This window comes from Novosphingobium sp. PhB57 (assembly GCF_004342985.1).
Classification (GTDB): Bacteria; Pseudomonadota; Alphaproteobacteria; order Sphingomonadales; family Sphingomonadaceae; genus Novosphingobium.
This window is the reverse complement of the sequence record NZ_SMBO01000001.1, coordinates 1,189,366-1,202,891: the sequence shown is the minus strand read 5'-3', so window position 1 is coordinate 1,202,891 and position 13,526 is coordinate 1,189,366. Positions and strand designations below refer to the sequence as shown.

Sequence of the window (13,526 nt, the reverse complement as noted above, 5' to 3'; positions counted from 1 at the left end):
AGTCCGCACGAGACAAGAAACGGGAGAGAAGCAATGGAAGGCCGGAACTGGCGCGTCATCCAGTGGGCGACGGGCAATGTGGGCAGCCGCGCCTTGCGCACGGTGATCGAGCATCCCCGCATGGACCTTGTGGGGCTCTGGGTCAGCTCGCCCGAAAAGGTGGGCAAGGATGCAGGCGACCTTTGCGGATTACCGCCCACGGGCGTGAAGGCCACCAATTCGCTGGACGAACTCGCGGCGCTCGATGCGGACTGCGTACTCTATATGCGGCAGGGCACCGACTGGGACGAGATCTGCACACTGCTTGCATCGGGCAAGAACGTGGTCACCACGCGCGGCGACTTCCACAATCCCGCGCGGATGGACCCTGCACTTCGCGCGCGGGTGGAGGAGGCCTGCCGCTCGGGCCAGACCTCGATCTACAGCACCGGATCGAGCCCCGGCTTCGTGACGGAAGCCCTGGCGATCCCGCTCCTGTCGCTCCAGCGCACGCACGGGCTATTGACCATCGACGAATATGCCGACGTCTCCAGCCGCAATTCGCCCGAGATGCTGTTCCAGGTCATGGGTTTCGCAGCGCCGATGGCGCCATTCGACCAGCGCCGGGCCGAGCATCTCAAGGGCGATTTCGGCAGCTCGCTCTCGCAGATTGCCGATGCCGTCGGCCTCAAGGTGGACGAGATCGAGGCGGTGGGCGAACTCTCGCCGACCCTCAAGGACCTGACGATTGCGGCGGGCACTGTCCCGGCCGGCACCGTCGGCGCGATGCGCACCACGATCACCTGCAAGAGCGGCGGCCGCCCGGTCATGCGGTTCCGCGCGAACTGGTATGTGACGACCGAGATCGAGCACGAGTGGGACCTGCGCGAATCCGGATGGCGGATCACCACCGAGGGGGACACGCCGGTGAAGGTGGACATCACGTTCCCGGTCGCGGAGGAAGACTATGCCGCCTACACGCCGGGGTTGACGGCGCACCGGCCGGTCAATGCCATTCCCGCCGTCTGCGCTGCACCGCCGGGTATCCGCACGACGTCCGACTTGCCGCAGATCCTGCCGATCTACGGTTAGGGTCGAGAATCGCCGATGCGTGCCTGATCACACGGCCGAGAAGGCGCGGTTGCGGAACAGCGCGACCGCGTCCTTCGCGGACATCGGCCGTCCATAGTAATAGCCCTGGATCTTGCGGCAGCCGAGCTTGCGGATCATCTCGACTTCCTTTTCGGTCTCAGCGCCTTCCGCGGTCGTCGACATGTCGAGGCTGTCGGCCATGGCGACCACGGCGCGGATGATCGCCAGGCTTTCGGCATTGCCGGTGGCGGCGCCCTGCACGAAGGAGCGGTCGATCTTGATGGTCGAAAACCGCAACTTGCGCAGGTAGCCGAGCGAGGAATAGCCGGTGCCGAAATCGTCGAGCGCCACCTTGCAGCCCAGCGCCATGATCTTTTCGAGCGCGGAACGGGCGAGGGTGGCATCGCGCAGGAAGATGCTTTCGGTGACTTCCAGTTCGAGGCGCGCGGCCGGAAGCCCGCTTTCGGTGAGGGCGGAGACGACGCTGGTCACGAAATTCGGGTCGAGCAGTTGCTCGCCCGAGACATTCGCGGCCACGCGCACATGGTCCGGCCAGTTCATCGCTTCCCGGCAGGCTTCGCGCAGCACCCATTCGCCGATCGGGATGATCAGCCGGGTATCCTCGGCCAGGGGGATGAACTTCACCGGGCTCACCGCGCCGTGTTCCTTGCTGTTCCAGCGCAGCAGGGCCTCGAAGCTGACGACGGTTTCGTTCTGGGTATCCACCACGGGCTGGAAGTTGAGCGTGAACTCCTTGCGTTCCAGCGCCGAGCGCATGGACGATTCCAGCTTGCGGCGTTCCTCGGCGCGGGTGTGAAGCGCGGGTTCGTAGGTGAAGTGGGCGTTGCCGCCTTCGTCTTTCGAGCGGTAGAGCGCGAGATCGGCATTGCGCATCAGCGTTTCCACCGCATCGCCGTCGCGCGGGCCGATGGCCGAGCCGATCGAGGCGCCCACGAACAGCGTATGGTGATCGACCTGATAGGGCTGTGAGAGGCTCTGGATCACGCGCTGCGCCACGCGCTTGACGTAGTCTAGATCGGTGGCATCGCGGATGACGATGGCGAATTCGTCACCGCCCAGACGGCCGCAGACCTCGCGTTCCGTCATCTGTTCCTTCAGGCGCTCCGCCACGCGGGCCAGAAGCTGGTCGCCGACGTGATGCCCCAGGGTGTCGTTGATCGCCTTGAAGCGATCGAGGTCGATCATCAGGAACGCGCAGCGCATGCGCCACTGCGAGGCGTGGGAGAGCGCTTCGCCGAGGGCTTCGCCCAGCATCAGGCGATTGGGCATGCCGGTCAGCGGGTCGTACCGCGCGAGCCAGGCGATCTTGTCGGAGTTCTCGCGTGCTTCGGTCACATCGGAGCCGACGCCGTGGAACCCGTCGAACTGGCCGGTTTCGTCCACGTTCGGCGTTCCGGACAGCTCCCACCAGCGCGCCTTGCCTGACAGGGTGACGCGGATGAGCAAGTTGGAGAAGCTTTCGCGGCGCTTCAATCGCTCGGCCAGATCGTGAAGGCTTGCCGGGAAATCGCCGGTTTCCCAGTTCGCGCCGGCAATGAGCTGAAGGAATGGCATCCCTTCGATCTCGCGCGGTTGCTTGCCGAGCGCGAAGGCGAAACGCGGCGAGACGGCGCGGACCCGGCGGGTGGTGTCGATCTGCCAGAGCCAGTCGGCCTCGCCTTCCTCGAATTCGCGCAGCAGCAGCGAGACCACTTCGTCCCGCTCGACCATGCCCGCTTCGGCCACTTTGCCGGTAAGGAACTGCCTTGCGGACTGGATGGCGCCGGCCACGACCACGGCGATGAAGGCGGAAGCGACCAGCGCGACGTCGTAGAGGCCGAGCGCGAGGAAACAGGCGATGGCGGAACCGCCGGCAAGCCCGGTGAAGACGAGTGTCCCCATCGGCACGCCCGGGATCAGCACTGCGAAAGCCGTCATCAGCATCGCCAGGACGGTCCAGAGCTTCACTTGCACGTCCGCAGCCAGGAACGGCCCGAAGCCGCAGACCGGGATCGACCAGACCAGGCCCTTGACGATGGTTGCCGCCAGATAGGCGCGGGCCTCGCCGGGCCGCAGGTTCCGTCCCTCGGCAGCGGAAACGGCGCTGTCGATTCGGGCACCGTACCAGGCCGCGGCGCAGACGAGCACGGCCCAGCCCAGGATCAGCCGCGGATCGAGGCGTGGCGCCAACAGTCCGGCAGCGGCCAGCATGGCGGCGAATTGCGTGACGAATCGGGCAACAGGCGCGCGGGAGAGGCACGAATATTGAATGCCGCGCAGGCGCGCCCAATCCCCCTCCGCCGGCTGGGTCAGCCCAAGGATAGCGGAGACTGGCAGCTCCTTCGGGAGCGGTTGAGTGGGTTGCGACCGCTTTCTCACGCGGAGAGCCTATCGTGTGAAGGTTAGCGCGGAGTAAACCATCAGGCTGTTTTCAGGCGTCGTGCAAGATGGCCGGCAGCCGGGAAAATGCGCGCTGCCGCCATGATGGCCGCCGGGCTTCGGCTCGACCTGCGGCAAGGTCGAGCCGAACCGGCCTCTATTCGACGGTCACGCTCTTGGCGAGGTTGCGCGGCTGGTCCACGTCCGTGCCCTTCACGCAGGCGACGTGGTAGGCCAGCAGCTGCACCGGCACCGCATAGACCAGCGGGGCGATGAGCGGGTGGACGCGGGGCATCTCGATCGTGGCGATGCAGCCTTCGCCGGCTTCGGCAATGCCTTCGGCATCGGAGATCAGCACGACCTTGCCGCCGCGCGCGCGCACTTCCTGCATGTTGCTGACGGTCTTCTCGAACAGCGGGCCGGAGGGGGCGAGGACGATCACCGGCACGGCTTCGTCGATGAGGGCGATGGGGCCGTGCTTCATTTCGCCCGAGGCATAACCTTCGGCGTGGATGTAGCTGATTTCCTTCAGCTTCAGTGCACCTTCCAGGGCCAGCGGATAGTCGGGTCCCCGGCCGAGATAGAGCACATCGCGCGCCGGTGCGATCAGATGCGCCATGGCGGCGATCTCTTCGTCGAAGGCAAGCGCGGCGTTGAGGCTGGCAGGCGTTTGCAGCAGGTGGTGGACGACGTCCATCTCCTCGGCCCGGTCCATGCGCCCGCGCTTGACGGCGAGGTGCGCGGCCAGCGCCGCCAGCACGGCGAGCTGGCACGAGAAGGCCTTGGTGGAGGCCACGCCGATTTCCGGCCCGGCGTGAGTCGGCAGCAGCAGGTCGGCCTCGCGCGCCATCGTGCTGGTGGGCACGTTGACGACGACGGCGATCGTCTGCCCGGCCGCCTTGCAATGCTTGAGCGCGGCGAGGGTGTCCGCCGTCTCGCCCGATTGCGAGATGAACAGGGCCAAGCCGCCCGGCTCCAGCACGGGGTCGCGGTAGCGGAATTCGGAGGCCACATCGATGTCGACCGGCAGGCGGGCGAAAGTCTCGATCCAGTATTTCGCTACCATGCCAGCGTAGAAGCTGGTGCCGCAGGCGACGATGGTGATGCGCTTGATCGCGGATAGGTCGAAATCGATCTGCGGCAGGGCGACCGACTGGTCCACCTGGTGGATGTAGCTGCGCAGCGTCTGCGCCACCACGGTCGGCTGCTCGAAGATCTCCTTCTGCATGAAGTGGCGGTAATTGCCCTTCTCGATGGCGACGGCCGAGGCACCCGAGGAGACGATCTCGCGCTCCACCGGGTTGTTGTCGGCATCGAAGATCTGCGCGCCTTCGCGGGTGATGACGACCCAGTCGCCCTCGTCGAGATACGTGATGCGCTGGGTGAGGGGGGCCAGGGCGAGGGCGTCCGAGCCGAGGTAGGTCTCGCCTTCGCCGTAGCCGACGACCAGCGGCGAGCCGAGGCGGGCGCCGATCAGCAGGTCGGGGTGCTGGCGGAAGGCGATCGCAAGCGCGAAGGCGCCGCGAAGCTGCGGGAGGACGACCTTCACGGCCTCTTGCGGGGAAAGCCCGGCCTCGACCTGTTCGGACACGAGGTGGGCAACCACTTCGGTGTCGGTCTGGCTCTCGAAAGTGCGGCCGCGCGATTCGAGGGCTTCGCGCAGAGGCTTGAAGTTCTCGATGATGCCGTTGTGGACCAGCGCCAGGTGCTCGGTGGCGTGGGGGTGCGCATTGGCGGCCGTCGGCGCGCCGTGTGTGGCCCAGCGGGTGTGGGCGATGCCGATCAGGCCCGGTGCGGGATCGCGGGCCAGCTCGTTCACGAGATTGACCAGCTTGCCCTGTGCGCGGCGGCGGATCAGCTGGCCGTTCTCGACCGTGCAGACGCCCGCACTGTCATAACCGCGATATTCCATGCGCCGAAGACCGTCGACCAGTCGATCCGCGACTTCTTCCTTGCCGATGATGCCGATGATTCCACACATTGCGCTTGCGTTACCTTAGTTCGAGCCGAAACTGACGTGCCATTACACCGATAATGGTTGGCGTTTGGTGGCGCCACCATGAAGGCTTGGTAATGTGTGCAAATCGGATGGGTTTTCGGATGTAATCCGAAGCGGTCAATCGTCCCCGCCGATCATCGCCGCAAGGCCGCCTACGGCGCCGAGGCCGAGCATGGTGCTCTCCCCGCGGTTCTGCCCGCCGTAAGGCACGGCGGCAGCCATCATCCGCCCGGCCAGACGCGAGAAGGGCAGGGACTGGATCCAGACGCGCCCAGGCCCGCGCAGCCGCGCGAAGAACACACCCTCGCCGCCGAAGATCATCGACTTGACCGAACCGGCCCGGATCACGTCGAAGTCGATGCCCGCGGTGAAAGCGGCAACGCAGCCGGTATCGATGTGAAGTTCCTCGCCCGCGGCCAGGGTGCGTTCGATCACGGTGCCGCCCATCTGCACGAAGACCCAGCCATCGCCTTCGAGGCGCTGCATGATGAAGCCTTCGCCGCCGAACAGACCGGTCATGATCTTCTGCTGGAAGTGCACCCCGATCGAGACCCCGCGCGCGGCGCAAAGGAAGGCGTCCTTCTGGCAGATCAGGCGGCCGTCCACGTCATCCAGCTTGATCGGCAGGATCGAGCCTGGGATCGGCGCGGCGAAGGCCACGCGGGCCTTGCCGCGGCCCTCATGGGTGAAGACGGTGGTGAACAGGCTCTCGCCCGTGACCAGCCGCTTGCCCGCGCCGAGCAGCTTGCCCATGAAGCCGCCACCCTGCTGCTCGGAGCCGTCTCCGAACACGGTCGACATGGCGATCGAGGCGTCCTTCCACACCATCGCTCCTGCCTCCGCAACCGCGCTTTCGCCGGGATCGAGCTCGATCTCCACGAACTGCAGCTCGTGGCCCTTGATCTCGAAATCGACATCGTCCGCGATCGCGGAATTTCGGCTGTGGCTCCAGGGGTTGTTGGACATGGATACTCCGTAGGTGGGAAAGATTCGGTGCCTGATATCTGGGTTTCGTGAAAGTTCTTGTCAAACCGCGTCCGTCGGATAGTCTGCAGGCTTCGACGAACACTGTTCCGACGACAATCGACCGGCAAAGACCGGCACACGATCGGTGTTCCTGGAGAGGATGTTCCTGGAGAGGATCGGCCGATGAACTTCATCAAGAAGTCGGTTTCATTTACTTCTATCGGTCTGGCCGGTGCTTTTGTCGGGATGGTCGCTACGGCCGGTTCCGGACCTGCTTTCGCGCGTGACATCGGCGGCAGTGCCGCGGTGGTGAACACGGCGCTTCATGTCGAGAGCCAGAACGGCGTCAGCAAGGGCTTTGCCCTGATCCGTGCCGGCAAGCCCGCGCAGGCGGTTAAGATGTTCGATTCGGTGATCCTGGCCAGCGAGCAGGCGCTGAGCGGCGATGCCCGGCCGCGGCTCTGCCAGTCCCAGGCTGCGGATGCGCCGGTGGCCGCGGGCAAGGCGGTCGCGGTGAGCAGCGCCGTCTGCGATGCGCACTTCGGCAAGGGCTTCGCGCTCGTCGATCTCGGCCGGGGCGACCTTGCCGAGGGCGAGCTGCGGCGCGCCACGGAGCTGGCGCCGGACAATGCGCATTTCGCCAACGAATATGCGGAACTGTTCAAGTCGCGCCGTGAATGGCAGCGCTCTTACGATCTGTTCTCCCATGCCTGGGCGCTGGTGGACAAGGACACCAAGGGTACTGACGCATCGGTGGCGGCGCGCGCGCTGCGCGGGATGGGCTACAACAAGATCGAGATGGGCCAGTTGGACGATGCCGCCAAGCTGTTCCGCCAGTCGCTCGATTACGATCCGAGCAACGCCGGCGCCAAGAGCGAACTGGACTTCATCGCCCAGAAGCAGGCCATCGGCGCCTGATCGGCCGGTTTCTCCGCTGACATGACGACGGGCGGTCCATGACCGCCCGTTTTCGCATCAGTTTGCTGACTTTTCGGCTTTTTTCTTCTTCATCGCATCGTGGAAACGGTCGGCCCAGCCGGGCTTGACCAGTTGTTCGCCGCGCACCAGCCGCAGCTCGCCGTCAGCGACGTCGCGGGTGACCGTGCTGCCGGCCGCGACGATGGCGTCGGCACCGATCTTGACCGGGGCGACGAGGGCGCTGTTCGAGCCGATGAAGGCGCGCTCGCCGATGACGGTCCGGTGCTTGAAGTAGCCGTCGTAATTGCAGGTGATCGTACCTGCGCCGAGGTTGGCCTTGGCGCCGATCGTGGCATCGCCGACGTAAGTCAGGTGGTTGGCCTTGGCGCCTTCGCCCAGTTCGGCGTTCTTCACTTCGACGAAGTTGCCGACCTTGGCACCCTTGCGCAGCACCGCGCCGGGGCGCAGCCTGGCGTAGGGACCGATGGCGACACCGCTTTCGAGAGTCGCGCCTTCGAGGTGCGAAAAGGCGTGGATTACGACATTGTCCGCCACGGTCACGCCGGGGGCAAAGACCACGTTGGGCTCGATGGTCACATCGCGGCCGAGCACGGTGTCCCAGGCGAAGAACACCGTTTCGGGTGCGATCAGGGTCACGCCGTCGGCCATGGCGGCGATGCGGCGCCGGGCCTGCCAGCGGGCTTCGGCCTCGGCCAGTTCGCCGCGGCTGTTGATGCCGCCCACTTCATCGGGATCCGGCGTGACGATCACCGCGCAGGCGCGTCCTTCGAGCGTCGCCACATTGACGATGTCGACCAGGTAATATTCGCCCTGGGCATTGTCGTTGCCGACGCGGGCGAGCAGGTCGAACAGGTCTGCCGACTTCACTGCCATCAGCCCGGAATTGCAGAGGCGGCAGGCGCGCTGCTCTTCGGTGGCGTCCTTGTATTCCACCATCATCGCGATGCGCCCGTCGTCATGGGCGAGCACGCGGCCATATTGCAGCGGCTCTTCCGGCTCGAAGCCGAGCACGACGACAGCCGGCGAATCGTCGGCATGGAGCCGGTCGATCATCGCGCGCATCGTTGCGGTGCTGACGAAAGGCACGTCGCCGTAGAGAATCAGCACGTCGCCCGCGAATCCCGAAAGCGCCGTTTCGGCCTGCTGCACCGCATGTCCGGTGCCGAGCTGGGGTTCCTGAACGGCAATCGCGGCACGGCCGCCAAGGGCCTTTTCCAGCTGGTCGCGGCCGTGCCCGGCCACCACCACCTGCCGCTCTGGCGCCAGCGCCGCTGCACTTTCGAGCAGGTGTTCCAGCATCGGCCGTGCGGCTATGGGATGGAGAACCTTGTGCAAGTCACTCTTCATGCGAGTGCCCTTGCCGGCAGCGAGAACGACGATAGCGAGGGGCGTTGAATGTTCGACCATGTGCATCACTTGCCAGCAAATTGTTGCGGTTTCCACAGCGACAAGCCACTGATCGGGGAATGACGGACTTCCCTTTCGATATCGTCGGTTTCGATCTGGACGGAACCCTGCTGGATTCGCTCGGCGATCTGGCCGTAGCCCTCAACCATGCCTTGTCTCTGGAGGGGCGCCCGGCGATCCCCTTCGATGCCGTGCGCGAGCTTGTGGGCGGCGGCGCCAGGAAGATGCTGGCCCGGGGGCTGGAAGTCACCGGCGGTCCGGTTTCGGACGAGCGGCTGAGCGCGCTGCACCAGGCGCTGATCGATTTCTACAGCGACCATGTCGCCGTGCAGACCCGGCTCTATCCGGGCGGAGAGGCCATACTCCAGGGGCTGGCGGCGCGCGGCGTCAGGATCGCGGTGGTGACCAACAAGCTGGAGCACCTGGCCGTGAAGATCTTCGCGGAGCTGGGCCTTTCGCATCATTTCTTCACGGTGATCGGCGGCGATACGCTCGGCCCCGGCCGGGCCAAGCCGAAACCGGACCTGATCGAACTCATGCTGGAGCGGGCCGGCAGCGCCGACAGGCCCATCCGCGCGGCCTTCGTCGGCGATACCACATACGATACCGGCGCGGCGGCGGCGGCAGGCATTCCCTGCGTGGCAGTGAGCTTCGGCTTCAACGATTGCCCGGCGCAGGAGCTTGGCGCGACGGCCGTGATCGATCACTTCGACGAACTGATCCCCACGCTCGAACGCATCGGCGCGGCCGCGGAAGCGGTGTGATCGCAACGCCCCGCCGATAAGCGGGGCGCCGGCGGCCCTGGGCATGCCGGGCGGCTTGTCCGCTACCGGCAATCGTGCGAGCCCTCGCTCGACAAGAGCGGGAGAGAAACGCGATGCCGACGCCGGGTGAGAAACTGCGCGCGCTGATCGAGAACGGTGAGCACTTCGTCGCGGCCGAGGCCTATTCGGCCTTGACCGGGCGCATCGTCGAGCATGTCGGCTTCAAGGCGGCCTATCTCGGCGGCCACGCCTGCTCGGCGTTTCACTATGCGGTGCCGGACAACGGCGTGTTCAGCCAGGTCGAGATGATCGAGCAGTCCGCCCGGATCGCGCAGGCCATCGACATCCCGCTTATCGTCGACGCGGATACCCTGGGCGAGACGGTGGCCGACGCCTATCATTTCACGCGCCGTTACGCAGCGGCCGGGATCGCGGGCTATCATGTCGAGGACGAGGTCAATCCCAAGCATTCCAAGCATGTGAACGGTCTCTGTTCGGTCGAGGACATGCAGCTGCGGATCGAGGCCGGGGCGAAGGGACGGGGTGATTCCGGTCTGGTCATCATCGCGCGCTGCGACGAACTCTATACCAGCGCCAATGGCGGCGGCGGGGGCGGATCGGTCCAGGAAGCCATCCGCCGCGGCCACGCTTATGCCGAGGCCGGCGCCGATGCCATCGTCTTCGCCAGCGCACCGCCCGAGCAGCAGGCCGAAGTGATCCCGCACATGACCATCCCGGTCTGCACGCTGGGCTTCAACCTGCCTGACACGGCCTTCACCCTCTCCACCGCCTGGGGCTGGGTCTCGGCTGCAGTGGGCCATCTTGCCATGGCCCGCGAGCTGATGGAAACCGGCGCGGTGAAAAGCGCAATGAACGCTTTCACCAACTTCCCGGAAAAATACGACCTGATCGACCAAAGCCTCTACGATGACCTCATCGCCGAATGGGCGGAGCGCACCGGCCGACCCACCCGCCCCAACCACGCGCGCTAGAGGACGGGGCTGCACTGGCCTTGCAGTTCGGGCGGGCGCTTAAAGCCGATGCCTCAAGGCCTGGGCGATTCGGCGCCCTCGGGCAAGGCCAGGACCTCCAGGCCCTTGTTTAGATCGAGATAGCGCTGTGCCATCGTCTGGAGGTCTGCGGCCGTGATCCTGATCAGCCGCTCGCGGGCCTGGGTGAAGCGGGCGATGCGGTCGGGCTGGCTCTGTGCGCGGTCGACCAGCGAGAGCCAGGTCGCATTGCCTTTCAGTGCGTTCTGGTAGGCTTCGAGCAGGGGGGCGCGGGCGCGCTGCAGCACGTCGTCGCTGACGGGCGCGGCGCGGAGATCGAGCAGGACCTTGCGGATCGCCTCGCGGCTGGCGGGAACGTCGGCAACGTCGATCGAGGCGGCGATGGCGAACGTGCCGTAACCCTTCCAGTAATGCGACAGCGAGCTGCCGGCCGAGGGTGAATAGGCCTTGCCCAGGGCTTCGCGCAGACTGTCCGTCAATTCGATGCGGACGACACGCTCGAGCATTTCCAGCCTGAGCGTGTCGAGCGGGTCCGAATCGTCGCGCGTGGGCCAGGTCAGCCGCAACAGGGCCTGATCGGCAGGGCCGGTGTGGCGAACCACCCGGGCGCTGCGGTCTGCCGTGAAGGTGCGCGGCGGCTGTTCGTCATAAGCCTGGAACGCAGCTTCACGCGGCGGGAGAGCGCCCAGCGTCCCGGCCACGAAGGCGATGGCCTTGTCCTCGTCGAAATCGCCGACGAGGCCCACTTCCACGGCGCCATGGGAAAGGCGATCCGAAATGCTCTTCTGCAGCCGGGCATAAGTCAGCCGCCGATAGGTCTCGACCGGCTGGAGGCTGAAGCGCGGGTCGTTGTCGGAAACGATGCGGCCAAGATCCGCGCTCATCGCCGAGGAAGGCGTGGCGCGAAGCCGGGCGAAAGTGTTGTTCACCTGCTGGCGGTACTGCACTTCGCCCTCGGCGCGGTAGCCGGGATCGGTGACCAGGGCGGTGAGCAGCTGGAGTTGCAGTTCGAGATCGCGCGGGGTGGTGACCGTCTGCGCGTCGAAGCTGGCCGTGCCGCTCGACAGGCCGAAGCCCAGCGTATGGCCCGCCATGATGCTGTCCAGATCGTCGCGGCTGTGCTTGCCGAGGCCGCCCTTTTCGAGCCAGCCCACCATATCCGTGGCCAGGGGGTCGTCCCGCGTCTCCAGCATGTCGCCACCGTCGATGGAGAGGCTGACGCGCACGCGATCCTTTTCCAGTTCGGTCTGCTTGAGATTGAGCATGACGCCGTTGGAAAAACGCAGCTCGCGAATGCCCAGCAGGGGATCGCGGGTATCGCTGACGACCGCGCCGGGCGTGCCGAAGGCGGTATAGCCGAAGTTCGCGGCGGCGGCCGCGTTTTCGCGAGGCACGGGGCCGCGCATGGCTTGCTGCCAGGCGCTGCGCAGGGCCGGTTCGCCGCCGTCCGGTGCCTTGCGGCCCTCGAAGCGGATCAGGGGCTTGTCGAGCGCCAGCGCCTCGCGCCGGACAGCGGCCAGCACGGCCTTGGGCGTGATCCGGGGCGCTAAAGCCTCGAAGCGTTCGAGCCCGGAGGCCGGCGTGGAGGGCACCAGCCGATCGTCGACGAGCGCCAGCGCGATAGCCGCCAGCACTGCATTGCTGCGGGTATTCGCCGAACCGGCCGCATCGACGAGCGAGCTGCGCAATTGGGCGAGCTGTTCGGAGACTTCGGCGGCGCTGAAACCGTGCGCCAGGGCGCGGCGATATTCGCGGGCGACGGCGGCCACGCCGTCCGCCCATTTGCCGTCCACGCTGTCGATGATGAGGCGGGTGGAGCGAGCGGTTTCGAAAACGTCTCCCGTGCCGAAGCCGGCGCCGCGGAATGGGGGCTGGGCACTGCGCGAAAGGCGCTGCAGGCGGCGGTTGACGATGGCGTAGCCGATCGAGCGCAGCAGGTTCTCCTGCCGCTGGGCGATCGTGTCGGGCTCGTCCAGCCAGGCGCCGTTGCGCTGGATGGTCAGCCGTTCCGACAGTGCGGGATCGACCCAGACGCCGGTCCGCTTGCGATCCTTGGCATCCACCGGCCCGGCATCGGGCTGCAGCTCAGCCTGCGGACCCTGCCAGTCTCCGAAGTGGCGCACGATCCCTGCCTCGACCGCTGCCGGATCGAAGTCTCCGACGATGACCAGGGTGACATGGTCCGGAACATATTCGCGCGCATAGAACGCGCGCAGGTTCTGTGCGTTGGCGGCATTGAGCGTGGCGACGGTGCCGATGGGGAAGCGGCTGGAATAGAGCGCGCGGGGGTAGAAGAAGCGCGTCGAATCGATGGTGTTGCGCAAGGCGAAGGTGTTGCGGTCGCGCATCTCCGAAAGGATCACGCCGCGCTCGCGGTCGATCGCGGCTTGCGAGATCGTCAGCTCGCCGGCGGTCTCGCGCATGAGCATCAGCGCCGTGTCGAGAAGGGCGGCGTCGCTGCGCGGCAGGTCCAGCTTGTAGACGGTGCGTTCGAAGCTGGTGGAGGCATTGGTGTCCGCGCCGAAAGCCAGGCCGTCGCGTTCGAGAAGAGGGATCATCTGACCTTCGGGCACGCGCTTGCTGCCGTTGAAGGCCATGTGCTCCACGAAATGCGCGAAGCCCTGTTCGTCGTCATGCTCGTCGAGCGAGCCGGCGGCGACTTCCATCCGCACCACGGCGGTTCCGACGGGGGTGGCATTGCGCCGCACGATATAGCGCATGCCGTTGGCGAGGCGCCCGAAGCGGAACTCGGAATCGAGCGGGATGTCGCTCTTTTCGAAGGCCCAGCTGGTGTCGTTGGTGCCGGCTCTCTCGGCGCGCGGCACGGCCTCTCGGGCCGATGCGCCGAGCGGCGCGGCAAAGAGCAGGGCGGTGAGGAGAATCTTCCGCATCGCGCGGGAGTGCCTCACCAAGTCGCTGATAACAAGAGGCTGCGACCTTCCGCGATCCTGGCGAGGCGGACAACGGGCAAACGAAAAGAGCCCGGCGCGC

General features: G+C 66.2%; 9 protein-coding genes. 4 read left to right on the top strand and 5 right to left on the bottom strand.

Going from position 1 to position 13,526, the window contains the following annotated elements; translation table 11 throughout:
• Nucleotides 1-33: 33 nt before the first annotated feature.
• On the top strand, nt 34-1,071 hold the full coding sequence (locus EDF58_RS05470; protein ID WP_132263303.1) for a dihydrodipicolinate reductase: 1,038 nt from the start codon (nt 34-36) through the stop codon (nt 1,069-1,071).
• Nucleotides 1,072-1,098: 27 nt separating this feature from the next.
• Here EDF58_RS05470 and EDF58_RS05465 read toward each other — a convergent pair whose 3' ends face one another.
• The 3 genes from EDF58_RS05465 to EDF58_RS05455 form a co-directional block, all read right to left on the bottom strand.
• Nucleotides 1,099-3,282 carry a GGDEF and EAL domain-containing protein gene (locus EDF58_RS05465; protein ID WP_243654080.1) on the bottom strand — a complete coding sequence of 728 codons (2,184 nt, stop codon included), beginning with the start codon at nt 3,280-3,282 and terminating at the stop codon, nt 1,099-1,101.
• Nucleotides 3,283-3,607: 325 nt separating this feature from the next.
• Entirely contained in the window at nt 3,608-5,431 is a 1,824-nt protein-coding gene (glmS, locus tag EDF58_RS05460) for a glutamine--fructose-6-phosphate transaminase (isomerizing) (RefSeq protein ID WP_132263301.1), read from the bottom strand.
• A gap of 135 nt (nt 5,432-5,566) precedes the next feature.
• Entirely contained in the window at nt 5,567-6,415 is an 849-nt protein-coding gene (locus EDF58_RS05455) for a TIGR00266 family protein (protein ID WP_132263300.1), read from the bottom strand.
• 183 nt (nt 6,416-6,598) lie between these two features.
• On the opposite strand from EDF58_RS05455, the gene EDF58_RS05450 reads away from it, so the two are divergent.
• The gene (locus tag EDF58_RS05450) at nt 6,599-7,333 is read left to right on the top strand and encodes a diguanylate cyclase (RefSeq protein WP_243654079.1); all 735 of its coding nucleotides are present in this window, start codon (nt 6,599-6,601) and stop codon (nt 7,331-7,333) included.
• A 57-nt stretch (nt 7,334-7,390) separates the two neighbouring features.
• Here EDF58_RS05450 and glmU read toward each other — a convergent pair whose 3' ends face one another.
• Complete coding sequence (gene glmU, locus EDF58_RS05445; RefSeq protein ID WP_132263298.1) at nt 7,391-8,761, bottom strand: bifunctional UDP-N-acetylglucosamine diphosphorylase/glucosamine-1-phosphate N-acetyltransferase GlmU; 1,371 nt, start codon at nt 8,759-8,761, stop codon at nt 7,391-7,393.
• Nucleotides 8,762-8,820: 59 nt separating this feature from the next.
• Between glmU and EDF58_RS05440 the strand changes: the two genes are divergently transcribed.
• Nucleotides 8,821-9,525, top strand: a complete 705-nt coding sequence (locus EDF58_RS05440) for an HAD hydrolase-like protein (RefSeq protein WP_132263297.1) — start codon at nt 8,821-8,823, stop codon at nt 9,523-9,525.
• A gap of 113 nt (nt 9,526-9,638) precedes the next feature.
• A complete protein-coding gene (locus EDF58_RS05435) occupies nt 9,639-10,517 on the top strand; it encodes an isocitrate lyase/PEP mutase family protein (RefSeq protein WP_132263295.1) in 879 nt (292 codons plus the stop codon).
• A 53-nt stretch (nt 10,518-10,570) separates the two neighbouring features.
• On the opposite strand, the gene EDF58_RS05430 is transcribed toward EDF58_RS05435, so the two are convergent.
• On the bottom strand, nt 10,571-13,426 hold the full coding sequence (locus EDF58_RS05430) for an insulinase family protein (protein WP_132263293.1): 2,856 nt from the start codon (nt 13,424-13,426) through the stop codon (nt 10,571-10,573).
• Nucleotides 13,427-13,526 lie beyond the last annotated feature (100 nt).